The following is a 23,598-nucleotide window of genomic DNA, read 5'->3' as shown; positions in this document are numbered from 1 at the left end:
ATAATCCTTACTTATCTCACTGCCGACTTCAGTCGCACCGGTGGTCGGCTTCGGCCGTCGGGAATTGCATCAGAAAACAGCTAGCAAAATTTCCCTCGGTGAATTCGACTCTTGTCGGTTGGCACGGTGCACTCCGAGGCTTAAACGCCGCCGCCTAAGCCGCCACCCTGCTGGGCGGGGGCTCGTGGCTTCAACAATCAGGCTTTTCGATGCGCATTCTCCTGACTGGCGGTGCCGGATATATTGGGTCCCATACCGCGCTCGCGGTCCTGGATGCCGGGCACGAGCCGGTCCTGCTCGATAATTTCAGCAACAGCGTGCCCGACGTGGTCGACCGGCTTGGCGAGATTGCCGGACGTCCGCTGACCATCGTCAACGGCGACGTTCGCGATCCTGGCCTTGTCCGCTCCACCCTGGCGGCGGAGCGGATTGATGCCGTGATCCATTTCGCCGCGAGCAAGGCCGTGGCGGAGTCCGTTGCCGACCCCCTGTCCTATTACGCCAACAATGTAGGGGGGACGCTGGCAGTCCTGGAGGCGATGGAGGCTGAAGGCGTGCGCAGCTTCGTCTTCAGCAGCAGCGCGACGGTTTATGGGGGACCCCAGCGGCTTCCCTTGGACGAGGACCATCCGACCCAGGCGGTCAACCCCTATGGCCAGACGAAGCTGATGTGCGAGAATATGCTGATGGATCTCGTGCGTGCCGATCGAGGCTGGCGCGCATCCATCCTGCGTTACTTCAACCCGGTCGGTGCCCATTCATCGGGACTGATCGGCGAGGAACCGACCGGCATCCCCAACAATCTGATGCCGCTGGTTACGCGCGCTGCCCTCGGCGAAATCGACCGCCTTCAGGTTTACGGAACCGACTATCCGACACCCGATGGGACGGCGGTCCGCGATTATATCCATGTTGTCGACCTTGCGCGGGGCCATGTCGCGGCGCTGGACGCGCTGGGCAAGGGCGAAGCGCTGCAATTGTACAATCTCGGTACCGGGCGCGGTACCAGCGTGCTGGAGCTCATTGCGGCATTCGTGCAGGCGACCGGGGCCAGCGTGCCGCATGTAACCGCCGCCCGCCGTCCGGGCGATGTCGCCGCGATGTACGCCGCGGTTGGGAAAGCCGAGCGGGAACTGGGCTGGCGCACCATGCACGACCTCGCCCAGATGTGCGCCGACAGTTGGCGATTCGCGACGCGGCCCAAATGACCCCAATGGAAGTTGTTGGGCGCGCCAAGGCTTGAACAGCGCCGCCTGACCGGCCAACCTGCTATCCAAAGGGAGCGCAGGGATGAGCTTGATTGGTCGGTTAATCGGATCGCTGCTGGGGCAGGGGCAGATCACGATCGTCATGCCCGACGGCAAGCGCAGCACATATGGTCCCGGCGGCGGCAAGGCGCTGACGGTCCGCATCACCGACCGCAAGGTCCTGTTCGAACTGGTCCGCAATCCGCGCCTGGCGGTCGGCGAGACCTATATGGACGGCCGGCTGATCGTCGAGGACGGGACGATCCTCGACCTGCTGGAGCTCATCACCACCAACAACCGCTGGGAAGACGGCGGCAATGCGCGCAAGGCGATCAAGAAGGGCAAGCTGCGCTGGAAGCGGTTGTTCGGCCGCAACCGCGCCGCCAAGTCGAAGCGCAACGTCGCCCACCATTATGACCTTAAGGACGAGCTGTACGAGCTCTTCCTCGACGACGACCGGCAATATAGCTGCGCCTACTTTACCGACCCCGGTAACAGCCTGGAGCAGGCCCAGGCCGACAAGAAGGCGCATATCGCGGCCAAGCTCCACCTGAAGCCCGGCCAGCGCGTGCTCGACATCGGCTCGGGATGGGGCGGGACTGCGATCTATTTGCACAAGGTTGCCGGTGTCGACGTCACCGGCGTCACCTTGTCGGAGGAGCAGCTGAAGGTCGCGCGACGGCGAGCAGAGGAGGCGGGCGTTTCAGAGCATGTCCGTTTCGAACTGATCGATTACCGCTCGGTCACGGGCACGTTCGACCGGATCGTGTCGGTCGGCATGTTCGAGCATGTCGGCGCGCCCCATTATGTCGAATTCTTCGCCAAATGCCGGGAGCTGCTGGCCGAGGACGGGGTGATGCTGCTCCACACCATCGGCAAATATGGAGCCGCGGGCGCGTCCGATCCGTTCACCGACAAATATCTCTTCCCCGGCTATCATGTGCCCTCCCTGTCCGAGATGGTCACGGCCAGCGAGAAGGTGCGGCTGATCGCCAGCGACGTCGAGATGCTCCGCCTCCACTACGGCTATACGCTGCGCCATTGGCTGGAGCGCGCAACCAAGGCGCGCGACCAGATCGTCGCCATGTATGACGAACGCTTCTTCAGGATGTGGGAATTCTACCTGGCCGGCGGGATCGTCGCCTTCGAAAATGGCGCGATGAACAATTACCAGATCCAGTATATCCGCGACCGCCGCGCACTGCCGATCACCCGCGATTATATGGCCGAGGCCGAGGCGAAATACCGGGGGAATTAGGCGGATCGAACAAAGGCCCGGCGCCACTTATAGCGCCGAGCCTTTGCGGGGGTTCAGTGTTGGACGCGGCTCAGCCGGTCGTCTTTTCCCCGTGCATTTGCTTCATCATCATCGGCCGGGCTGCGCGGCGCTCTTCCGGTGTGACCTTGCCGTCATGGTTGGTGTCCATCTGGTCGAAATGCTGAAGCGCCATCGCCTCCGCCTCGGCCTCGGAGACCTTCCCGTCCTTGTTGGTGTCGGCCATGGCGATCATATGCGCGCCCATGCCACCCATCCGGTGCTCGTGGCGCCTGCCGTCCTTGGCCTCTTGGGTCGCGTCCTTGCGCTTGTCGCGCATGGCAGTACGGCGTTCCATTCGTTGCTCATGTCCCTTGGCGAATTCGTCACGGCTGATCGAGCCATTCTTGTTGGTATCGAGCCGATCGAAAGCGGCGTTGGGATCGCCCATTGGGCCTCCGCCCATCTCCATTCGATGTTCGGCCCATTTGCCCTGGCCCTCAGCGGCTTCGGCGGTGGTAATGACGCCGTCCTTATTCTGGTCGAGGCGGGCGAAATGGTCGCGAACCATCGCCACCGTTTCGGCGCGGGTCATAACCTTGTCGGCCATCGGATGGGCCATTGGCGCAGGCGTTGCCGGCGGTGGCGACGCGACCGGTGCGGTTTGGGCCAGGGCTGCCGTCCCGGCCATCAACGCGGCAACAGGAATCAGAAACTTCTTCATGGGTCATACCCTCATCTACAGGAAGTGAACCAGGCTAGGCCGCTGACCATGTATGGCGCTTGAACGGCGGTGGTGATGGTGGCAAGGCGCGCGCCATCAGCCGCCCCCTAAAAGAAGCACAAAGGAAACTGTCAAATGGCCGACAAGATCAATCGCGTCGTGCTCGCCTTTTCAGGCGGCCTCGACACGAGCGTGATCCTGAAATGGCTGCAGCGGACCTATGGCTGCGAGGTCGTGACCTTTACCGCCGACCTGGGGCAGGGCGAAGAACTTGGCCCGGCGCGTCACAAGGCCGAGCTGATGGGGGTCAAGCCCGAGCACATCTTCATCGACGACCTGCGCGAGGAGTTCGTCCGCGACTACGTCTTTCCCATGATGCGCGCCAATGCGCTCTACGAGGGGCTATATCTGCTCGGCACCTCGATCGCCCGTCCGTTGATCGCCAAGCGGCAAGTCGAAATCGCGCGCCAGGTCGGCGCGGACGCCGTCAGTCACGGCGCGACCGGCAAGGGCAACGACCAGGTCCGCTTCGAGCTCGGCTATTATGCGCTGGCACCGGACATCAAGGTGATCGCCCCGTGGCGGGAATGGGACCTGACCAGCCGGACGGCGCTGATCGATTTCGCCGAGAAGAACCAGATCCCCGTGCCCAAGGACAAGCGCGGCGAAAGCCCCTTCTCGACCGACGCCAACCTGCTGCACACCTCGTCCGAGGGAAAAGTGCTCGAGGACCCCTGGGCCGAGGTGCCTGACTATGTCTATTCGCGTACCGACGATCTGGTCCAGGCGCCCGATACGCCCGAGGAAATCACCATCGATTTCAAGTCGGGCGACGGGGTCGCAGTAAATGGCGAGGCGTTGTCGCCAGCCGCGCTGCTGACCAGGCTTAACGAGTTAGGGAAGCGGCACGGCATCGGCCGTCTCGACCTGGTCGAGAACCGCTTCGTCGGCATGAAGAGCCGGGGCATGTACGAGACGCCGGGCGGGACCATCTATCACGCTGCCCACCGGGCGATCGAGCAGCTGACACTCGACCGGGGCGCCTCCCACCTAAAAGATGAACTGATGCCGCGCTATGCCGAGCTGGTCTACAACGGCTTCTGGTTCTCGCCGGAGCGCGAGATGCTGCAGGCGGCGGTCGACCACAGCCAGGCCAAGGTCGACGGCACGGTGCGGATGAAGCTCTACAAAGGCGGGGTGCACATTACCGGCCGCAAGTCGCCGCACAGCCTCTACAGCGAGAAGGTCGTGACGTTCGAGGACGATGCGGGCGCCTATGACCAGCGCGACGCAGAGGGCTTCATCAAGCTGAACGCGCTACGCCTGCGCCTGCTTGGAAGGCGCGACCGCAGTTGATCCAGGCTGCGGCCCCTCCATCACGGCCTGGCGCCGCGAGGCCCTGGTGGGAAGGGCGGCCGTTCGTCGCGGCCATGGTGCTGCTCGCCTTCGTTCCGTTCATCTATCCGCAAATTCCGCCGATCGTGGACATTGGCGGGCACATGGGCCGCTACAAGGTCGCGGCCGACGTGGCGCACAGCCAGATGCTGCAACAATGGTTCACCTTCCATTGGCTGCCGATCGGCAACCTCGGCGTCGACCTGCTCGTCGTGCCCTTGTCGAAGCTGCTGGGAATCGAGCTGGCCACCAAGCTCGTGGTCATGTCGATCCCGCCACTGACCGTAGCGGGAATGCTGTGGGTCGCGCGCGAAGTTCATAATCGCCTGCCGCCGACAGTCGCTTTTGCGCTGCCCCTGGCATTCGGCCACCCTTTCATGTTCGGCTTCGTCAATTTTTCGCTGTCGATGGCGCTGGCGATGCTTGCCTTCGGCCTGTGGCTGCGGCTCGGCCGACTGGGCAAGTCGAGGCTCCGGGCCTTGCTGTTCGTGCCGATCAGCTTCGTCGTCTTCTTCGCGCATACGTTCGGCTGGGGAACGCTCGGCCTGATGTGCTTTTCCGCCGAGGCGGTGAGGCAGCATGATCGCGGATGGAGCTGGTGGATGGCAATCATCCGGGCTGCCTACCACGCCTCGGTAATGGCGCTGCCGGTTCTGCTGATCCTCGTGTGGCGGAGCGAGGCCACCGGCGGGCTGACCCATCGCTGGTTCGATTGGGAATATAAGTGGGAATATCTGCTCCGCATGTTCCGCGACCGGTGGGAGACATATGACATCGTTTCGGCGGGGATAGTTTTGGCGGTGCCACTCTTCGCGCTGGTGCATCCCCGGCTGACCCTGTCGCGCAACCTCGCTTTTTCCGGACTGGTGCTGGCGGCCAGCTATGTGCTGCTCCCGCGGATCGTGTTCGGCTCCGCCTATGCCGATATGCGACTGGTCCCGTTCGCCGCGGCAATCTTCATCCTGGCGATCCGCTTCAAGAAGGAAACGCGCTACCCGCTGGCGACCTGGCTGGCGATTGCGGCAGTGGGTTTCATGCTGGTCCGGCTGGCAGGGACGACGGTGAGCATGGCGATCGCCGGCAAGCGCCAGGCCGAACAGCTGAAGGCACTCGATTACGTCCTGATGGGCTCGCGCGTCGCGGTGTTGGTATGGGACAAGTGCGAGCAATGGCCGCTGCGCAGATCGGACCACCTCGGCGCGATCGCGACCGTTCGGCGCGAAGCCTATACCAACGACCATTGGCCGATGGCCGGAGCGACGCTGATGACCGTCCGCTATCCCGCGGCAGGCTGGTTCCAGCGTGATCCGTCGCAGATCGTCCGCGATCCCGGCTGCCGGCATGAGGGCTGGTCGGTCCATGCAGCGCTCAATAATCTGCCCCGCGATGCCTTCGACTATTTGTGGCTTATCGACATGCGCCCCATACCGCGGACCTGGGTAGAAGGCTGGCGGCCGGTATGGGCAGGCGAAGGTTCAATCCTGCTGGAGCGCGAACCGCTCAGCGGGGGCGGCGAAGCACCGCCACCAGCGACACGCCCAGCGGCATCGGTACCCGCCCAATCAGCGACCGTTCCAGCCCAAAGATAAGGTCAAGGGCCTTGTTGATCGCAGGGGACGGCATGGCGTCGTCGCTGTCGTCCTTGCCGGTCAGCTTGCCGATGGCCCGGACCAAGGCGATCGGCGGGAATAGCAGGCTGTTGAAGGGTGAAAGCAGCTCGATGTCATAGCCTGTGTCGAGGGCCAGCTTGCGGATCTCGCCCTTGCGATAGCGGCGATGATGATGATGGGCGACGTCGTGCGCGCTCCACATCCAGGGATTGATCGGTACCGTCAGCAATAGCGCGCCGTCGGGCTTCAGCCGCTCGTGAATGGCAGCCAGCGATCCCTTGTCGTCGGGGACGTGTTCGAGCACGTCCAGGAGCGCGATCATGTCATAGGAGTGGGCGGGGAACATCGACAGATCGGGCAGCGCTGCCTCGACTACCGGCCGGCCGAGCCGTTCGCTTGCAAGCTCGCGTGCTACCGGGTCAAGCTCGCTGGCCTCGATTTCTCCGAAGCGCGACAGCATGGCAAGGTTGTGGCCGGTGCCTGCGCCCAGTTCGAGGATGCGAGCGCCCCTCGGCGGCTTGACGATCCGCTCGATAACCCCGTCCAATATTCGGCGCCGCGCCGTGAACCACCAGTGCCGGCTATCGAGCTGGGCCATTTGCTCATAGACTTTGCGCTCCATTAGAGCCCCGGTCCGTCAGCGTCGCCGATGCGTTCGCGCACGACATAGAGAGGCCGGCCCTTGGTCTCGGTCAGGATCCGGCCGACATATTCGCCGAGCACGCCGAGCGAGAGGAGCTGGAGGCCGCCGAGGAACAGGATCGCGACCATCAATGAGGCATAGCCGGGGACCTGGATTCCCGAGATCAGCGTTCGGATGATGATGAAAACCGCATAGCCCAGCGCACCAAGGGCGACGAGCGCCCCGAGGTAGCTCCAGATACGCAGGGGAATGGTCGAGGCCGACGTGATGCCGTCGATCGCCAGAGTCCATAGCTTCCAGTAATTGAACTTGGTCTTGCCGACCTTGCGTTCCTCGCGATGGTAGCTGACCGCGGCCTGGCGGAAGCCGGCCCAGGCGAACAGCCCCTTCATGAAGCGATTGCGTTCCGGCATCTGGCGGATGACGTCCACGACCCGGCGGTCGAGCAGGCGGAAATCGCCGGCATGTTCCGGGATCTTGTCGTTCGAAAGCCAGTTATGCGCGCGATAGTAGAAGTCGGCGGTAATCCGTTTCGGCAGGCTGTCGCTCTCCCGGTTATCGCGGACGCCATAGACGACGTCGAAGCCGTCGCGCCACTTGGCCACCATCTTCGGCAGCGCCTCGGGCGGATCCTGGAGATCGACGTCGAGCGGGACCACCGCTTTCCCACGAGCCGCGTCGAGCCCGGCCGAAAGCGCCGCCTCCTTGCCGAAATTGCGCGACAGCGAAATGCCGCGAATTCGCGGGTCGGCGGCATTGGTCTTGCGGATCACTTCCAGCGTTGTGTCGCTGCTGCCGTCATCGACGAACAAAATTTCGAATGAGCGGGCGACCGGGTCGTCCATTGCCTCAAGAACCGGGATCAATCGCGCGAGGCAAGGGCCGATCGCCGCCTCCTCGTCCTTGACCGGCATGACCAGGCTGAGTTCGACGGTGCTCATGCGTAGACGAAGCGGCGATGGAGGGCGAAGGTCAATAGCGGCGTTACGAAAACCATCGGGATGGTCGGCCACCAGGTCGGACCTCCCAATTGCTTGACCAATACCCAGATGAAGCCCTGGTTGACCAGGAATCCCAGCACGTTGATGGCGAAGAAACGGCCCATCCGGACATGATGGCGATCGCGTTCGCCGTGTCCCTTGAAGCTGAATTCGCCATGGGTGACGTAGCTGATGCCGGAAAAGATAATGAAGACGATGGTATAGCTTAGCATCGGATCCACGTGCAGAAGATCCGCGATGGCCCAATAGCTTGCAGCGGCGGCAAGCGTGATAGCCAGCCCCGCCAGGGCATAGCGAACGAGCTGGAGCAAAACCGTCCGGCGCTCGGGATCGAGTGAATGTAGGGCCGACTGGATCATCGGCTTGCTCTCTAGTGGCTTGCCGCTAGGACACAATCTTCGAATTTCGGCCGAGTGTTTGCGGGGTGGGATGACCGAAGATCGTTTTGCGAAGTTGCAGGCCAAGGTGGCCGATCCTTTCTTCCGTCACTGGCGGTTGATGCTGGTCCTCGCCTGGCTGACCTATGTCGTGGTCGTCATCGCTGGCCGGTCGGGTTCCATTCATGCTTTCGCCTTGCCCGATACCGACGATAATCTTCGATTGGCCCAGGTCCGGGCGTGGCTGGGCGGGCAAGGCTGGTTCGACCTCACCCAGCATCGCTTCGACCCCGCGCACGGGGGAGGGAATATCCACTGGTCGCGGCTGGTCGACCTGCCGATTGCCGGAATCATCCTGCTGATGAGGCCACTGGTGGGCGGCGCCGATGCGGAACGGATCGCCGTGGCGGTGGCACCGCTGCTGCCATTGCTCTTGCTGATGTTCGCTCTGGCTTTGACCATGAAGCGGCTCGTCAGCGAAAAGGCCTGGCCGCTGCCGCTAATCGGCCTGTTGTCCGCCTATTCGACCATCGGCATGTTCGCGCCGCTCCGGATCGACCACCATGGCTGGCAATTGGCCCTGCTCGGCGTTGCAATTGCCGGAATGGCCGACCCCAGGCGCGCTCGCGGTGGCGCGGTGCTCGGCATTGCAAGCGGGCTTTCGCTGGCAATCGGCCTCGAAATGATGATTTACCTCGCCTTGCTCGGCGGCGCCACGGTGCTGCTGTGGGTGGCCGATCGCGAGCAGCGCCGGCGGCTTGCGGCTTATGCAGGTTCGCTGGTGGCGACGACTTGCCTCGGTTTCTTGATCTTCGCTTCCTACGCCAATCGTCACGCGGTGTGCGACGCACTGTCGCCGGTGTGGCTTAGCGACGCGGCCCTCGGCGGGGCGGCAATGTTTGGGCTGGCGCTACTCAGACTTGAAAGCTGGAAAGCTCGGCTTGGCGTGGCAGTGGTCGCTGGCGGCCTCCTGGCCGGCTTCCACGCCTTGGCCTGGCCGCACTGCCTGCAGCGGTTGGAGGGGGTCTCGCCCGAAGCGACGACGTTGTGGTTGGACCATGTCCGCGAAGCCCGGCCCTTCTATCGCCACGGGTGGCGAATTGGCGGCACCGCGGTGGCACTGCCAGTCACCGCCCTGATCGGCTGGGCGTTCCTGGTCTGGAAGGCGGCCAGGTTGGGACCGGACGGCCGCGACTTGCTGTACCGGACGCTGGCCGTGGCGCTGCCATCGGTTGCCGCCCTGGCGCTTCTGTTCTGGCAGATGCGGGCAGCCCCCGCGGCCCAGATGATGGCATTGCCCGCGGCGACGGCGCTCATCGTCCTGTTCGCTGGGCGCTGGATGGAGTCTCCCAAGCTATGGCTACACGCAGCGGCGGTCGTGCTGGTCCTGTTGGGGGTCGGAGCCGCGGTTCCGGTGGCGCTGCAACTCATTCCTCAGGAAAGTCAGGGCGGAGTGAGGGCCAAGGTCGCCCAAGCCAATCGGCTCTGTCCCAGCCTGGCGGCGCTAGCGCCGATCCAGCGACAGCCCAAGGGAATGGTCTTCACCTTCATCGACCTGGGACCGCGCCTAATCGTCGCGACCCATCATGACGCCGTCGGCGGACCCTACCACCGCAACGACCAGGCGATCGCCGATGTCATGAAGGCCTTTCGCGGCGACGAGGCACAGGCGCATCGCATCATCCGCGAATATCGCAGCGATTATCTTCTGATTTGCCCGAACATGTCGACGGCAACCATCTTCATGGCCGAGGCACCGAAGGGCTTCTACGGTCAGTTGATCAAGGGCCAGGTCCCGTCCTGGCTGCAGCCGATCCCGCTGCCCAAGAATTCGCCGTTCCAGATGTGGAAGGTCGTGGGTTAGGCCCCGGCCAGCCCGGGCAGGCTTCGCTCCAGGCCGTCAATCACGAATTGGGCTGCGAGCGCGGCAAGGATCACCCCAAGGATGCGCGTGATCATCGCCTCCAGCTTGGCGCCGATCAGCTTCATCAGCGGCCCGGCAAGCAGCAGCGCCAGGAACGTCAATACAATGACTGCCGTCATTGCGCCGAGAACAATCAGCCCCTCGAAAGTGCCGTTGGCGCGAGCCGACAGCAGCATGATCGACGCGATCGATCCCGGCCCTGCGATCATCGGGATGGCCATCGGGAAGACCGAAATATCGTCGGCCTCTGGCGTGCCTTCAATCTCCTTGGCCCGTTCCTCGCGCCGCTCCGTGCGCTTTTCGAACACCATCTCCAGCGCGATGATGAACAGCATGATTCCCCCGGCGACGCGGAAGGCAGACAGGCTGACCCCCAGCGTCCGGAGCAATGGCTCGCCCAGCAGGGCAAAGAAAACCAATATGCCCCATGCGACGGCGGACGATCGGATCGCCATCTTTCGGCGATGCGCCAGGGTAGTGCCGCTAGTCAGCGAAGCGAAGATCGGCGCGCAGCCGGGCGGGTCGATGATCACCGCCAGCGTCACGAAGGCCGTGGTGAACAATTCGATCATTGGGCGGGACCGACGTCATCGTTCAGGACAGCGTCCCAACTGCTCCCGTTCCATAGCAGCACTTCGAGCGTCCGGCTCCCGTCGGCGCGGACGAACCAGCGCCAGGCCAGGGTGCCATCGGCGCTTTGTCCGCTGCCAGACGTGCCGCCCTGCGTCAGTCCGAGCTTCGGCGGCGGTGCCTGGGGCGTCTTGGCGCAGTTCGCCACGCGGGGCTTAATGTCTCCGCCCTCGGCCCTCATCGTTTCAAGGCCGTCGCCGCCGTCGTAAATCCATTTCCAGCTGCCATCGGCCTGGCGCTTCCAAATGGTGGTGAAATAGCCGACCGCCTTGCCCCATTGGCGCACCCAGGGACCGGTATTGACCGCATAACTACCATCGCAGCTGACGAAGCTCTTCCCTGGCCACCAATATACTGAGACCGGCGGGTCCGCCCGATCTTTCAGGAAAGCCTGGGCGTTGACCTGCTGCGGTACGAACATCACTGCATCGTCGGCGGCATATTTGCGGAACGCGGTCCATTGGCCAAGCTTCTGCGCATCGGCGATGAAGGCGCGTTCGGCGTCGAGCGCGGTCATCGCCGGGCTCGCGGCGGCAAGCAGAAGGGCTTCGATCATAGGTCCTCCGGCAATTGATAGCCGTCGCGCCGTGCGGCGGAGACGAGCGTGTTGCGGATGAGGCAGGCGATGGTCATCGGGCCGACCCCGCCGGGCACCGGCGTGATCGCGCCCGCGATTTCCCGCGCCGAAGCAAAGTCAACGTCGCCAACGAGCCTGCTCTTGCCGTCGTCGCCCTCGACGCGGTTGATGCCGACGTCGATCACCGTTGCATGGAGCTTCAGCCAGTCTCCCTTCACCATATTGGGCCGGCCGACTGCGGCGACGACGATGTCGGCCTGGCGCACGACCGCCGGCAGGTTGCGCGTGCGGCTGTGGGCGATGGTCACGGTGCAATGCTCGGCCAGCAGCAGCATCGCCACCGGCTTGCCGACGATGTTCGAACGGCCGATGACGACCGCATGCTTGCCCGCCAGGTCGCCGAGTTCGGCACGTAGCAGCTTCAGGCAGCCCAGCGGTGTGCAGGGGACGAAGCCGGGCAGGCCGATCGCCAGCCGCCCGGCGTTGACCGGATTGAACCCGTCGACATCCTTGTCGGGATCGATCCGGGTGATGACCTTGTTCGCGTCGATCTGCGGCGGCAGCGGAAGCTGGACCAGGATGCCATCGACCGCGGGATCGCTGTTGAGCTGATCGACCAGAGCCAGCAGCTCTGCCTCGCTCGTATCGGCTGGAAGCTTATGCTCGATGCTTTGCATGCCCGCTTCGACGGTCGCCTTGCCCTTGGATCGGACATAGACGGCCGAGGCCGGATCTTCGCCGACCAGGACGACAGCCAGGCCCGGCGAACGGCCAGTGGCGCTGCGGAATTTCGCCACTTCGGCGGCGACAGTGGCCCTCAAGCTTGCTGCGGCGGCCTTCCCGTCGATCAGCCGTGCCGTCATAATATCGTGGCGCCGGTCTCAAGCATCAGCCCCTGGTTCAGGCGCCTAAGGATCTGGATGGCGAGGATCAGCACGATCGGCGAGAAATCGATTCCGCCAAAGTCGGGCATGATCTTGCGGATCGGTCGATAGAGCGGAGCAGTCAGCCGGTCGAGCGCGTCAAGCACCGTGCGGACGAAGTTGGAGCTGGTGTTGATGACGTTGAACGCCACCAGCCAGCTGAGGATGATCTGCACGATAATGACCCAAACGAGGATCTGCAGGACCATGTCGACGATGCCGAAGAGTGCGTAATACATGGGGGAGGCTTAGCCGTCCTCGCTTTGGCGCACAATCTCGACCTTCTGCTGTTACGGGGCGAAGCGCTCGCGCTCGGCCTCGGCCAGAATCAGGGCGAAATCTTGATCGGGATCGGTCCATTCAGCGAGGGGCGTCCAACCGCCGGCCAGCAGCAGCAAGCGGGCGCCGCGTGGGCCATACTTGTGGCTGTTTTCGGTGTGGATCGATTTGCCCTTGGCAAAGTCGAAGCTGCGGTCCTCGATTTCGAAACTGACATCGCGCATCGCGACAAGGTGCATCTCGATCCGGCCAAGCATGTCGTTCCACCGCGCCTGGTGACGGAAAGCGTCGACGGGGATGTCGGCGCCCAGCTCGCGATTGATCCGTCGAAGCAGGTTCAGGTTGAACTCGGCAGTGACGCCCTCCGGGTCGTCATAGGCGGCGATCAGGCGGTCGATCGGTTTCACCCGGTCCATTCCGATCAGCAGCCTTGCGCCAGTGCACAGGATCGTCCGGAAATGGCGGAGCAGGTCGGTCGCGCTTTGTGGCACGAAGTTGCCGATGGTTGATCCCGGGAAGAAGCCGAGGCGCGGCAGGCCACCGATTGCCACCGGAAGCTCAACTTCCTGCGTAAAATCCGCTTCGACCGGATGGACGGGGATTCCCGGAAATTCCGCGTCGACGCGGGCAGCGCTTTCCCGGAGATAGTCGCCCGAAATGTCGATCGGCACATATGCCTTGGGCTTGGCCGCGCGGAGCAGAATCGGCGTCTTGGTCGAGCTTCCCGAGCCAAATTCCACAACCGCGCTTTCCTTGGGGAGGAGCCGGGCGATCTCGTCGATCTTCGCTTCAAGTAGGGCCGTTTCGGTACGCGTCGGATAATAGCTTGGCAGGCGGGTGATGTCGTCGAACAGCTCCGACCCGCGCCGGTCGTAGAACCAGCGCGCGGGGATCGCCGGAATCGGTTCCGAAAGACCGTTGAGCACATCGGCGCGAAACGCCGGATCGACCTTTTCAAGCGTCTTGAGCAAGGCGCACCCCCGTAAATTGCCAGCGGGCGGCCGGCGGGAAGAAATTGCGGTAGCTGGGTCGCGAATGGCCGCGTGGCGTGGCGCAGCTGGCTCCCTTCAGCACGAACTGCCCGCACATGAACTTGCCATTATATTCGCCGACGGTGCCGGCCTCAGGCTTGAAGCCGGGGTAGGGAAGATAGGCCGATCCGGTCCATTGCCAGACGTCGCCATATGGCCCGCCGCCAGGGCGGGGCAGCACCGGTGCCGCACGATCCAGCTGATGCCCAATCATCGGGTCGGCGGAGGCGAAAGCGTCCTCCCATTCAGCCTCTGTCGGCAGTCGAGCTCCGGCCCAGCGGGCGAAGGCATCCGCTTCATAATAGCTGACATGATCGACCGGCGCGGCGCGGTCGACATCCCGGCAGCCGGCGAGGGTGAAGTGGCTGCCATCCTCGTGCCAGTAAAGCGGCCGCTCGATACGCTCGCGCTGGACCCAGTCCCAGCCTTCGCTGAGCCACAGGCCGGGCGTCCGGTACCCGCCATCGGCGATGAAATCCGCCCATTCGCCGTTGGTGACGCAACCGTTTGCAATGCGGTGGGGGTGAAGCAAGATCTGGTGGCGCGGCCGCTCGCAGTCGAAGGCAAAGCCATCTTCCGGCGCCCCGATTTCCACCAGGCCTTGGCGGCCTTCGATCCAGGCCAGTGGTTCGACTGCATGGCATGTCGACGGCTGAAGCTCGCCATAGGCCGGCTCAAGCGGATTTTCGGCGAACGTGGCCAGAATGTCTGTCAGCAACAGTTCCTGGTGCTGCTGCTCATGCTGGATTCCGAGCTCGACCAGCTTAAGCGCCTCCCCGGGCAGGCCTGGCAGGCTGCGCTGAAGCGCAGCATCGACCGATTGGCGCCAATCGCGCACTTCGTCCAGGCTCGGGCGGCTGATCATTCCGCGCCGCGGCCGGGCATGGCGCTCGCCCTCACCTTCGTAATAGCTGTTGAACAGGTAGGGCCAGCGATCGTCGTGCAGCCGATGGCCCCCAACGAAATCGCGCAGGATGAAGGTTTCGAAAAACCAGGTTGTATGGGCCAGATGCCATTTGGCCGGAGAAGCGTCGGGATGCGGCTGGATGGTTGCGTCGGCGTCCGAAAGCGGCGCAGCGAGGTCGAGCGTCAGCGCCCTAGTCGCGGCCAGGCGCGTAGAAAGACTTGGGCTTTGCATTTCGTCGGATCGCGCCATTCAAACCCCCTAGGGGACTATAACCGTTCTGGGCCCGTTCTGTTTCAATCAGGATTCGCGAGTGGCTCCCGGCTGCCACAAAACATCGCCGCCCCCTGACGCTGCCCAAAGTCGTGCGGCAACGAACAAATGGTCGGACAGGCGATTCAGGTAGGCCAGCGCATGCTCATTGACCCGTTCCACTTCCTTCAGGGCAACCGTAGCGCGCTCGGCCCGGCGGACTACGCCGCGAGCCAGGTGGAGCAGCGATACTGCCATCGAACCGCCGGGCAGAATGAAGCTGGTCAGGGGCGAGAGATCGGCGTTCATCGCGTCGATCTCCTCCTCCAGCCGGGCGACTTGGCGCGGAACGATGCGCAAAGCATGTCCTTCGAATTCGGTGCCGAATGGAGTGGCGAGGTCGGCGCCCAGGTCGAACATTTCATTCTGGATTCGGCGCAGCCGGTTGGCGAGGTCGTCTTCAGGGAGCGCTGCGATCGCGACGCCGATGGCGGAATTGGCCTCGTCGACCTCACCAATCGCGGCCATTCGGGCGCTGGATTTGGACACGCGGCTGCCGTCGACCAGCCCGGCACTGCCGTCGTCGCCGGTGCGCGTGTAGATTTTATTGAGCTTTACCAGAAGCCTAGCCTCGGCCGCCGCCGGCCATGGCCAGGATGAGGACCACGATAACGATCGCGACGCCCTGATAGAGGACGCGCTTTTGCATGTAGCCCTGCTGGACTTCGCCGGTGACGTCCTTGCCGTTGGCCATGGCGATCACGCCGCGGACCAGAACGTAGACGACGGCACCCATGGCGGCCAACAGCAGGATGAAGAGAAATGTGTTCATGATGCGACTTATCTAGGCCTGCGACAGGCGGAATCCTAGGGGCAGCTGGCCCTCCAGCAATTGGGCGGCAAGTAACCGTCCATCGACGCCTTCGGCACGCATCGCCGCCAGCGTCGGCGCGAGATCGCGCTTGGCAAGACGGCGGCCGTCGTCATGGGTGACAAGAGGATGGTGGAGATACGTTGGTTGGGGCAGTGCCAGCAGGCGTTGCAGCAGCCTTTGCGTCGGCGTCGAGGGTCGCAAATCCTCACCGCGCACGACCAAACTGACGTCGGCATCGGCATCGTCGACCACGCAGGCGAGATGATAGGATGAGGGCGCGTCCTTGCGCGCGAGGACGGCGTCGCCGAAATCGCTTCGCTTGCTTTCGAACCGCTTGCCGTCTTCCTCCATCCAGTGGGGCAGGCCCGCGATCGCCAGCGCCTGTTCGGCGTCGAGACGCCAGCAGTGCGGCGTTGAAGCCCGCCGTTCCGGATCGTCGGGCAAAGGGCGGCAGGTGCCTGGATAGGCGCCGCCGGCATCGCCGTGGGGCGCCGTGAGTGACTGGGCGATTTCGGCTCGGGTGCAAAAGCAGGCATAAACCAGCCCGGCCGCCTTCAGCCGATCGAGTGCCTGTTGGTAAATTTCGGTCCGCTCAGACTGGACTTTTGGCTTCCCATCGACGGTTAGCCCCAGCCATTGCAGGTCCTCGAAAATGCCGTCGACAAACTCCGGCCGGCAGCGGCCTGGATCGAGATCCTCGATCCGAAGCAGGAATTTGCCCTGGCTGGCCCGGGCATGGGCATGGCCAAGCACCGCCGAAAAGGCGTGGCCAAGATGAAGCCGTCCAGAGGGCGAGGGGGCGAAACGTGTGACCTTCAGGACTCACTCCATGCCAAGGCGAACGCGGTGACTCTTGACGATGATTCGCCACTTGTGGTGTCATGCCATCGTCACCTCGGGTTGGCATCCGGGGTCGCAGACGGAAAGACGGGCTTTGGCCGCCGGTCTCCCGCCAAGGTCCCGCCGCCTGGCAAGCGACGGGATAGTGCGACAGGCCGGAGGCGCGGCGTTCGTAAGCTGGACGAACGTACGGAGAAAATTGCGCCGTGTACCATCCTGACCTGCTTCGCCATCCGGACAGCTGTCCAGCGCTGGTGCTCAATGCCGACTATACCCCGCTGAGCTACTATCCACTGTCGCTCTGGCCATGGCAGACCGCGGTCAAGGCGATGTTCCTGGAACGGGTCGATGTCGTTGCCCATTATGACCGGGAAGTGCACAGCCCCTCCGCATCATTGAAATTGCCGTCCGTTATCGCGCTTCGGCAGTTCGTTCGGCCCAATGAATATCCTGCCTTCACCCGGTTCAACCTGTTCCTCCGCGACCGCTTCCGCTGCGTCTATTGCGGCAGTCACCGGGAATTGACTTTCGACCATGTCGTGCCGCGCGCGCAAGGCGGGCGGACGAGCTGGGAAAATGTCGCGACCGCCTGCGCGCCTTGCAACCTAAAGAAGGGCGGACGCACACCGCGCGAGGCGAAGATGCATATCGAGCGGGAGCCGATCCGGCCCACAAGCTGGCAACTGCAGGATCATGGCAAGAGCTTTCCGCCCAACTATCTTCACCAAAGCTGGCGCGATTATCTCTACTGGGATGTCGAGCTCGAGCCTTGATGCCTAACTGCCCGTTAACCATTCTGGCGTAGCGTCGCGGCATGCAAATCGAGCAAGCTCCGCCTTCCAATCACGGCACCGGCGCCGCACGCCTGCTGATCGTCGAACCGAACCGCAGCGCGCTCGGCGTACTCGCCAAGCGGCTTGGAGAGCTCGGCTATCGGATCATCGCCTGCGAGAGCGCCGGAAATGCAACGGCTGAAATGATCAGGGTGCCGGTCGACCTCGTCCTCGCCGAGCTTCGGATGGCTCCAGTTAGCGGAGTCGAGCTTACCCGCCGGATCCGCGATGACACGATGCTCAAGGATACGCCCGTCATCCTGATCACGGGCAGGAGCGATAGTTCGGGCGCGGTCGACGGCTTTACGTCCGGGGCGGACGATGTGGTCGCAAAGCCATTTCATTTCGAGGTCCTCGCGGCGCGCATCGCCCGCCGAATTGCCCGCGCCCGATCGGTCAAGGAACTGAAGAACGACAATGCCGCGCTTGATGCCCGGGTCATCAGCCGAGCGATCGAGCTGGGCGAAATCAAGGTTGCGCTGGAGGCAAGCGAGGCGGAACGGCTCCGCTTGCAGAGCTTGGTCGCCCGCTCCTAACGCCGTTCGAGAAATTCCTCGATCGCCGGCCGAAGCTCGTCGCGTTCCAAGGCGATGGCCAAATTGGCGATCACATAGCCGGCCTTGTCGCCGCAATCGTAGCGGACCGCATCGACCGTCAGTGCATGGAACGGCTGCTGGCCGATAAGCTGGGCCATGCCGTCGGTCAGTTGAATCTCACCCCCAGCGCCCTTCTCGCCCTTACCGAGAATGGCCATCAGTTCGGGCTGGAGAATGTAGCGGCCGACGACGCCGAGGCGGGACGGCGCCGCTTCGGGGCGGGGCTTTTCGACCAGTCCACGGACTTCGGTGGCCGCACCTTTGCTCCCCCCGGGCGTGATGATGCCGTAGCTGCCGGTCTTGTCGGCCGGAACCTCCTGGGCGCAGAGGATATTGCCGCCCAGTTCGGCATAGGCATCGACCATCTGCTTCAAGGCCCCCGGCTTGCCGACCATCAGGTCGTCCGGAAGCAGCACCGCAAATGGTTCGTCGCCGACGATATGGCGGGCGCACCACACCGCATGGCCCAGGCCCAGGGGTTGCTGCTGGCGGACCGAAACAATCTCGCCGAAATCGGTGCGGGAGGAAGCAAGTGCATCCAGGCTCTTGCCGGCGCGCTCCATCGTCGCTTCCAGCTCAAAGCCCATATCGAAATAGTCGACCAGGCTCGACTTGCCGCGGCCGGTAACGAAGATCATCTGCTCGATCCCGGCTTCCCGCGCCTCGTCCACCGCATATTGGATCAGCGGCCGGTCGACGACCGTCAGCATTTCCTTGGGCATCGTCTTTGTCGCGGGAAGAAGGCGTGTGCCGAGCCCCGCAACCGGGAAGATCGCCTTTCGAACGGGCTTAGGGTTCATCGGCGCGGTTCGTCCTGATTGTCGGGGCCGGTCGTGCTGGGGGTCGAAGGCTGCTGCGAGCCCACGGGCGGAGGCGCGGCAACGCCGTCGGGCGGAGGCATGTCGAAACGGTCCGACTGGCGGGCGGCGCCCTTCTTGTTGAGTTCATCGACCCGGTCCGGATCGGCCTGCGGGGGCAGCTCAAGCAGTTGCTCGGCAGTCAGCGGCTGACTGGCGAGCGCGGGCTTTTGCGGCAGGGCTTTGCCGGCCGGCGGTGCGAGTTCCGCCGTCCGCCCGCATGCCGCGAGAAGCAGGACCACGACAATTAGAGGCAGGCGGTTGGTCATTTCCCCTCCCGCGCGGCGATTTGGGCACGCGCCGCGGCGATTGCCTCTCGTACCCGCTCCGGCGCGGTCCCGCCAGCGGAACGGCGCGCGGCAGCGGATGCCTCGACCGAGAGGCGGGGCAAGGCGCGTTCATCGATCCTCGGGTCGACGGCGCGAAACTCTTCCAGCGTCAGCTCATCTAGTGCCTTACCCGCCGCTTCGGCAGCGGCAACCGCACGGCCGGAAATATGGTGCGCTTCGCGGAACGGAACATCGGCTTCGCTTACCAGCCAGTCGGCGAGGTCGGTGGCGGTGGCGTGGCCGGCGGCAGCGACCGCGCGCATCCGCTCCGGCACGAACTCCAGGTCGGAAATCATTCCGGCCATGGCCGCGAGGCTTAGCTCCAGTAGGTCGTGCGCGTCGAACAGCGGCGGCTTGTCGTCCTGCAAATCCTTGGCGTAGGCCAGCGGCAGGCCCTTCAGCAGTACCAAAATCGCGACCAGGTCGCCGATGATACGGGCCGAATGACCACGAACCAGCTCGGCCGCGTCGGGATTGCGCTTGTTGGGCATGATCGACGATCCGGTCGACCAGGCATCGGGCAGCTTGACGAAGCCGAAGGGCTGAGAAGCCCAAAGGACGATCTCCTCGGCCAGCCGTGACAAATGCACCGAGCACAGCGCGGCGGCATGGAGATAGTCGACCGCGAAATCGCGGTCGCTGACCCCGTCGATGCTATTGGCGTTTGGCCGATCGAAGCCGAGAGCCCCGGCAGTCGAAGCGCGGTCGAGATTGAATCCGGTGCCGGCCAGCGCCGCGCTGCCCAGCGGTGATTCATTCATCCGCGCTCGCGCATCGACGAAACGACTGCGGTCGCGGGCAATCATTTCGCGATAGGCCATTAAATGATGGCCAAGCGTCACTGGCTGGCCCGATTGCAGGTGAGTGAAACCGGGCATTACATCGCCGGCATGCTCTTCGGCCCTTGCGATAAGTACGCTCTCAAGCGCGTCCAGCCCAAGGACGGCCTCGTCGATCGCGCGGCGGACGAACAGCTTGAAATCGGTCGCAACCTGGTCGTTGCGCGACCTGGCCGTGTGAAGCCGGCCCGCTGCGTCGCCGATCAGCTGGGACAGGCGGTGCTCGACATGCATGTGGATGTCTTCAAGCGCCAGGTCTTCCTGAAGCTGGCCCGCCTCGATCTCCGCGGCGACTTGCAGCAATCCCTCGTCGATTGCCTTGGCGTCTTCGACGGAAAGGATGCCCTGCATGGCAAGCATCGCGGCATGGGCGCGGCTGGCGGCGATGTCCTCGCGCCATAATCGCTTGTCGACCGAGATAGAGGCATTTATCTCGCGCATCACCGCGGCCGGGCCGCCACCGAAGCGCCCGCCCCACATTGTATTGGAGTTGCCCGTGCGGCTTATCGTCTGTCTCCTGTTCGCGCTGACGCTCGCCGGTTGCGATAGGCAAAAGGCCGAAGCGCCTCAAGCGCCTGTCGCCGAAGAGCAGTCGGGCAAGGGCCTCGACCTCGGTCACAAGGGGGAGATTGCACCCTCGGTCAAGTTCAAGAATCCCGATGGCGGCGACTTCGACCTATCGAAATTCAGGGGGACGCCGGTACTGGTCAACCTTTGGGCCAGTTGGTGCGCGCCATGCATCAAGGAATTGCCGACACTTCAGCAGTTGGAGTCAGCGCAGGCCGATGAAGGGAAGCTGGGTGTCATCGCCGTCAGCCAGGACCAGGGCGAGCAAGGATCGGTCGAGGCCTTCCTTGCCGAGCGCGATATCGGTCGTTTCGCCGCCTACCACGACCCGGACATGAAGCTGACCGACGCACTGAAAGTCCAGATCATGCCGACCACCATCCTCTATGACGCCGAGGGGCGAGAGCTATGGCGTTATGTTGGCGACCTCGACTGGACCAGCAAGGAAGCAGCTACGCTGCTTGCCGAGCTGGACCAATCGAAAGGGCTTTGATCAGCCGGCCGTCGATCGCCGCCAGACCGAGGGCAATCAGGGCCAGTCCCGCGAAGTCGCGCGGCTCGATAACCTCGTGTAGCACCAGTGATCCAAGGAAGATCGCCACCGGCGGGACCAGCAGCGTAACCAGCAAGGCATTGGTTGCGCCGGCCCGATCGATCAGCCGGAAGTAAAGGATATAGGCGAAGGCACTGCAGACCACGGCCAGCGCGGCGATCGCGCCGACCGCCTTCAGCGACGGCAGCGCCTCGAGCCAGGGCCGATCGACCAGCAATGCCAGCGGCAGCATGACCAGCGCACCGGCCGTCAACTGCCCGGTGGTCACCGAGACGGGCGAAAGTCCCATCCCGCGATAGCGGCGAGCCCAGACCCCGGCGAACGCGTAGCAGAGCGCCGCGGCGACGCAGGCGAGCTGGGCCAGCACATTGCTGCCGAGCGAGCCGAGCAGGGCAGGTCCGATCATCACGGTCACGCCGGCAAAGCCGAGCACGACACCGGCCAGCTTGCGACCGCTCAGTTTTTCATCCTGGGTAAACAGATGGGCGACAACCACGCCCCAGATCGGCGTCGTTGCATTGAGAATGGCGGCCAGGCCGCTGGCGATGTGCGTCTGGCCCCAGCCGAAAAGAACGAAAGGGATCGCGTTGTTGAAGAGTGCAAGCACGAGGATCGATCCCCATACCTGTCGCGGAAGGCCCGCCGACTCCCCGCGCCACCAAAGGAACAGCCACATTGCCGCCGCGGCCGTGGTCAGCCGCAGCCAAACATAGGTCAACGGCGCAACCTCGTGCACCGCGACGCTGATGAACAGGAACGCCGCGCCCCAGATCAACGCCAGGGCAATCAGGGTAAGCCAATCGGATCGGTTCATCAGGGTCCGGATCATCGGCACCTCGTAGGCGGCGGCCGGCTGCACTTCGTCCTGCTGGTTGCGTTCAAACAATTTTTCGCTGAGCGTGGCCATTGGCAAACTCCTGTTGCCTTATGGCATGTAGAAAGAATGCCCTCTGGCAGCCAACCAAAGGGCGCCGACGAGCTATAAGCAGGACTTATCGGTTAGTCGCGGAGTAGCTCGTTGATTGACGTCTTCGAACGGGTGCGCTCATCGACCCGCTTGACGATCACCGCGCAGGCAAGCGAAGGGCCGCCCTTCTCGCTGGGCAAGGTTCCGGGGACGACCACCGAATAGGCTGGCACCCGGCCATAGATTACTTCGCCGGTCGCGCGGTCGACGATCTTGGTCGATGCGCCAAGGAAGACGCCCATCGACAATACCGCGCCTTCCTCGACGATCACACCCTCGGCCACTTCGGACCGGGCGCCGATGAAACAATTATCCTCGATGATTACCGGACCGGCCTGCAGCGGTTCGAGCACGCCGCCGATGCCCGCGCCGCCGGAAATATGGACGTTCCGGCCGATCTGGGCGCAACTGCCGACCGTCGCCCATGTATCGACCATCGCACCTTCCCCAACCCGCGCCCCGATGTTCACGAAACTGGGCATCAGCACCGCGCCCGGCGCGACATAGGCGCCCCTTCGGACGATCGAGCCGGGGACGGCGCGAAAGCCTGCCTTGGCGAAGCTGTCGGGGCCCCAGCCAAGGAATTTGGACGGCACCTTGTCCCACCACGGCGCGCCTCCGGGGCCGCCGGGGATGGATTCCATTGGGTTGAGGCGAAAGGACAGCAGCACTGCCTTCTTCAGCCATTGGTTGACCCGCCACGCGCCGTCGATCTTCTCGGCGACGCGCTCCTCGCCCGAATCCAGCCGAAGGATCGCCGCCTCTACCGCTTCGCGCACTGCCCGGTCGCCGGTATCGAGCGTCTCGCGCTTCTCCCACGCATCCTCGACGATTGGTTGCAGCGGATCGGTCATTCATCATCTCCAAGCATTTCCTCAAGCCATTCGCCGACATTCGCGATGGCGAGGTCGATATAATCGGGGTCGTGCGCGTGATTGCCGCGTTCGGAGCCATTGTCGACCCATATGGTGGCCATCCCAAGCATTTTGGCCGGCTTCAGATTCTGCGCCATGTCTTCGATCATCGCGGCGCGGGCCGGATCGATGCCGAAGCGGTCGAGAAGCAGCTGATAGCCATGCTCGTTGGGCTTGGGACAAAGCTCTGCGGCATGGATATCGTGTAGCTCGCCAAAATGCTCGCCGACGCCGAGCGCGTCGAGTACTCGGCGGGCGTAAGGTTCATCTGCGTTGGTGAACACCAGCTTGCGGCCCGGCAGTTTCGCCAGTCCGCGTGCAAGCCGGTCGTCCCGGGCCACCCTGTCGAGCGGAATGGCGTGAACATCCTCGAGGAAATGATGAGGGTCCACCTGATGCTCGCGCATTAACCCCGCCAGCGTCGTTCCGTGGTTATGGAAATGCGCCTTCTGGACCCGCTTTGCCTCCGCTGGGTCGCAGTCGAGCAGCCGTTCGATATAGGCGCCCATCCGCTCGTCGATCAGGTCGAACAAGCCGGTGGACGCGGGGTAGAGGCAGTTGTCGAGGTCGAAGATCCAGTCCGTGACATGACCGAGCAGAGGGGCGAAGCGCGAGTTCATTGCGTCCGCGCCTCTAGACCCGCTGATCGATCCGGCA

At 63.7% G+C, this 23,598-nt stretch carries 27 protein-coding genes; 8 read left to right on the top strand and 19 right to left on the bottom strand.

Annotated elements, in window-relative coordinates; translation table 11 throughout:
• The first annotated feature begins 209 nt into the window (after positions 1-209).
• Entirely contained in the window at positions 210-1,208 is a 999-nt protein-coding gene (gene galE / locus LVY65_RS06960) for a UDP-glucose 4-epimerase GalE (RefSeq protein ID WP_235067298.1), read from the top strand.
• Positions 1,209-1,290: 82 nt separating this feature from the next.
• Positions 1,291-2,505, top strand: a complete 1,215-nt coding sequence (locus LVY65_RS06955; protein WP_235067297.1) for an SAM-dependent methyltransferase — start codon at positions 1,291-1,293, stop codon at positions 2,503-2,505.
• Between the two features lie 70 nt (positions 2,506-2,575).
• Here LVY65_RS06955 and LVY65_RS06950 read toward each other — a convergent pair whose 3' ends face one another.
• Entirely contained in the window at positions 2,576-3,226 is a 651-nt protein-coding gene (locus LVY65_RS06950; RefSeq protein WP_235067296.1) for an EF-hand domain-containing protein, read from the bottom strand.
• Between the two features lie 135 nt (positions 3,227-3,361).
• Here LVY65_RS06950 and LVY65_RS06945 point away from each other — a divergent pair, with 135 nt between their 5' ends.
• A complete protein-coding gene (locus LVY65_RS06945) occupies positions 3,362-4,582 on the top strand; it encodes an argininosuccinate synthase (RefSeq protein ID WP_235067295.1) in 1,221 nt (406 codons plus the stop codon).
• On the top strand, positions 4,579-6,210 hold the full coding sequence (locus LVY65_RS06940; RefSeq protein WP_235067294.1) for a hypothetical protein: 1,632 nt from the start codon (positions 4,579-4,581) through the stop codon (positions 6,208-6,210). The genes LVY65_RS06945 and LVY65_RS06940 overlap by 4 nt, the downstream gene beginning before the upstream one ends.
• On the opposite strand, the gene LVY65_RS06935 is transcribed toward LVY65_RS06940, so the two are convergent.
• The 3 genes from LVY65_RS06935 to LVY65_RS06925 are packed head-to-tail and all read right to left on the bottom strand — an operon-like array spanning position 6,122 to position 8,234.
• Positions 6,122-6,853, bottom strand: coding sequence for a class I SAM-dependent methyltransferase (locus LVY65_RS06935; protein ID WP_235067293.1), 732 nt, complete (start codon positions 6,851-6,853; stop codon positions 6,122-6,124). The two genes, LVY65_RS06940 and LVY65_RS06935, sit on opposite strands and share 89 nt — an antisense overlap.
• Positions 6,853-7,815 (bottom strand): glycosyltransferase family 2 protein, encoded by a 963-nt coding sequence (locus LVY65_RS06930; RefSeq protein ID WP_235067292.1) that lies wholly within the window; start codon positions 7,813-7,815, stop codon positions 6,853-6,855. Before LVY65_RS06930 ends, LVY65_RS06935 begins: the two co-directional genes overlap by 1 nt.
• The gene (locus LVY65_RS06925) at positions 7,812-8,234 is read right to left on the bottom strand and encodes a GtrA family protein (protein WP_235067291.1); all 423 of its coding nucleotides are present in this window, start codon (positions 8,232-8,234) and stop codon (positions 7,812-7,814) included. The genes LVY65_RS06930 and LVY65_RS06925 overlap by 4 nt, the downstream gene beginning before the upstream one ends.
• A 70-nt stretch (positions 8,235-8,304) precedes the next feature.
• On the opposite strand from LVY65_RS06925, the gene LVY65_RS06920 reads away from it, so the two are divergent.
• Entirely contained in the window at positions 8,305-10,116 is a 1,812-nt protein-coding gene (locus LVY65_RS06920; RefSeq protein ID WP_235067290.1) for a glycosyltransferase family protein, read from the top strand.
• On the opposite strand, the gene LVY65_RS06915 is transcribed toward LVY65_RS06920, so the two are convergent.
• Genes LVY65_RS06915 through gluQRS form a run of 9 tightly spaced genes read right to left on the bottom strand, consistent with a single transcriptional unit; the run spans position 10,113 to position 16,465 of the window.
• A complete protein-coding gene (locus LVY65_RS06915; RefSeq protein ID WP_235067289.1) occupies positions 10,113-10,748 on the bottom strand; it encodes a MarC family protein in 636 nt (211 codons plus the stop codon). The two genes, LVY65_RS06920 and LVY65_RS06915, sit on opposite strands and share 4 nt — an antisense overlap.
• The gene (locus LVY65_RS06910; RefSeq protein WP_235067288.1) at positions 10,745-11,362 is read right to left on the bottom strand and encodes a Cif family virulence factor; all 618 of its coding nucleotides are present in this window, start codon (positions 11,360-11,362) and stop codon (positions 10,745-10,747) included. Before LVY65_RS06910 ends, LVY65_RS06915 begins: the two co-directional genes overlap by 4 nt.
• Positions 11,359-12,246 (bottom strand): bifunctional methylenetetrahydrofolate dehydrogenase/methenyltetrahydrofolate cyclohydrolase FolD, encoded by an 888-nt coding sequence (gene folD / locus LVY65_RS06905; protein WP_235067287.1) that lies wholly within the window; start codon positions 12,244-12,246, stop codon positions 11,359-11,361. Before folD ends, LVY65_RS06910 begins: the two co-directional genes overlap by 4 nt.
• A complete protein-coding gene (locus tag LVY65_RS06900; protein WP_235067286.1) occupies positions 12,243-12,545 on the bottom strand; it encodes a YggT family protein in 303 nt (100 codons plus the stop codon). Before LVY65_RS06900 ends, folD begins: the two co-directional genes overlap by 4 nt.
• 51 nt (positions 12,546-12,596) lie before the next feature.
• Positions 12,597-13,556, bottom strand: a complete 960-nt coding sequence (gene egtD / locus LVY65_RS06895; RefSeq protein WP_235067285.1) for an L-histidine N(alpha)-methyltransferase — start codon at positions 13,554-13,556, stop codon at positions 12,597-12,599.
• Positions 13,540-14,772 carry an ergothioneine biosynthesis protein EgtB gene (gene egtB / locus LVY65_RS06890; RefSeq protein WP_235067284.1) on the bottom strand — a complete coding sequence of 411 codons (1,233 nt, stop codon included), beginning with the start codon at positions 14,770-14,772 and terminating at the stop codon, positions 13,540-13,542. The genes egtD and egtB overlap by 17 nt, the downstream gene beginning before the upstream one ends.
• 48 nt (positions 14,773-14,820) lie before the next feature.
• Positions 14,821-15,393: a cob(I)yrinic acid a,c-diamide adenosyltransferase gene (locus tag LVY65_RS06885; RefSeq protein ID WP_235067964.1), complete on the bottom strand. Its 573-nt coding sequence runs from the start codon at positions 15,391-15,393 to the stop codon at positions 14,821-14,823.
• Positions 15,394-15,397: 4 nt separating this feature from the next.
• A complete protein-coding gene (locus LVY65_RS06880) occupies positions 15,398-15,604 on the bottom strand; it encodes an HIG1 domain-containing protein (protein ID WP_235067283.1) in 207 nt (68 codons plus the stop codon).
• Between the two features lie 12 nt (positions 15,605-15,616).
• Positions 15,617-16,465 carry a tRNA glutamyl-Q(34) synthetase GluQRS gene (gene gluQRS / locus LVY65_RS06875; protein WP_235067963.1) on the bottom strand — a complete coding sequence of 283 codons (849 nt, stop codon included), beginning with the start codon at positions 16,463-16,465 and terminating at the stop codon, positions 15,617-15,619.
• 227 nt (positions 16,466-16,692) lie between these two features.
• Here gluQRS and LVY65_RS06870 point away from each other — a divergent pair, with 227 nt between their 5' ends.
• Both LVY65_RS06870 and LVY65_RS06865 read left to right on the top strand, forming a co-directional pair.
• A complete protein-coding gene (locus LVY65_RS06870) occupies positions 16,693-17,259 on the top strand; it encodes an HNH endonuclease (protein WP_235067282.1) in 567 nt (188 codons plus the stop codon).
• Between the two features lie 41 nt (positions 17,260-17,300).
• Positions 17,301-17,855 carry a response regulator gene (locus tag LVY65_RS06865; protein WP_235067281.1) on the top strand — a complete coding sequence of 185 codons (555 nt, stop codon included), beginning with the start codon at positions 17,301-17,303 and terminating at the stop codon, positions 17,853-17,855.
• Here LVY65_RS06865 and LVY65_RS06860 read toward each other — a convergent pair.
• Genes LVY65_RS06860 through argH form a run of 3 tightly spaced genes read right to left on the bottom strand, consistent with a single transcriptional unit; the run spans position 17,852 to position 20,420 of the window.
• The gene (locus LVY65_RS06860) at positions 17,852-18,715 is read right to left on the bottom strand and encodes a UTP--glucose-1-phosphate uridylyltransferase (protein ID WP_235067280.1); all 864 of its coding nucleotides are present in this window, start codon (positions 18,713-18,715) and stop codon (positions 17,852-17,854) included. The two genes, LVY65_RS06865 and LVY65_RS06860, sit on opposite strands and share 4 nt — an antisense overlap.
• Positions 18,712-19,041 carry a hypothetical protein gene (locus LVY65_RS06855; protein WP_235067279.1) on the bottom strand — a complete coding sequence of 110 codons (330 nt, stop codon included), beginning with the start codon at positions 19,039-19,041 and terminating at the stop codon, positions 18,712-18,714. The genes LVY65_RS06860 and LVY65_RS06855 overlap by 4 nt, the downstream gene beginning before the upstream one ends.
• Positions 19,038-20,420 (bottom strand): argininosuccinate lyase, encoded by a 1,383-nt coding sequence (gene argH / locus LVY65_RS06850; RefSeq protein ID WP_235067278.1) that lies wholly within the window; start codon positions 20,418-20,420, stop codon positions 19,038-19,040. The genes LVY65_RS06855 and argH overlap by 4 nt, the downstream gene beginning before the upstream one ends.
• A gap of 16 nt (positions 20,421-20,436) precedes the next feature.
• On the opposite strand from argH, the gene LVY65_RS06845 reads away from it, so the two are divergent.
• Positions 20,437-21,000: a TlpA family protein disulfide reductase gene (locus tag LVY65_RS06845; RefSeq protein ID WP_235067277.1), complete on the top strand. Its 564-nt coding sequence runs from the start codon at positions 20,437-20,439 to the stop codon at positions 20,998-21,000.
• Here LVY65_RS06845 and LVY65_RS06840 read toward each other — a convergent pair.
• From LVY65_RS06840 to LVY65_RS06830, 3 genes are all read right to left on the bottom strand, one after another.
• Positions 20,960-21,967 carry a DMT family transporter gene (locus tag LVY65_RS06840; protein WP_235067276.1) on the bottom strand — a complete coding sequence of 336 codons (1,008 nt, stop codon included), beginning with the start codon at positions 21,965-21,967 and terminating at the stop codon, positions 20,960-20,962. The genes LVY65_RS06845 and LVY65_RS06840 overlap by 41 nt on opposite strands.
• 92 nt (positions 21,968-22,059) lie before the next feature.
• A complete protein-coding gene (gene dapD / locus LVY65_RS06835) occupies positions 22,060-22,881 on the bottom strand; it encodes a 2,3,4,5-tetrahydropyridine-2,6-dicarboxylate N-succinyltransferase (protein ID WP_235067275.1) in 822 nt (273 codons plus the stop codon).
• On the bottom strand, positions 22,878-23,561 hold the full coding sequence (locus LVY65_RS06830; RefSeq protein ID WP_235067274.1) for a pyrimidine 5'-nucleotidase: 684 nt from the start codon (positions 23,559-23,561) through the stop codon (positions 22,878-22,880). Before LVY65_RS06830 ends, dapD begins: the two co-directional genes overlap by 4 nt.
• Between the last annotated feature and the right edge of the window lie 37 nt (positions 23,562-23,598).

It is taken from the genome of Sphingomonas cremea (genome assembly GCF_021502585.1).
Taxonomy (GTDB): Bacteria; Pseudomonadota; Alphaproteobacteria; order Sphingomonadales; family Sphingomonadaceae; genus Sphingomicrobium; species Sphingomicrobium cremea.
The sequence above is the reverse complement of the archived record's forward strand: the minus strand, read 5'-3'. Positions and strand labels throughout refer to the sequence as shown.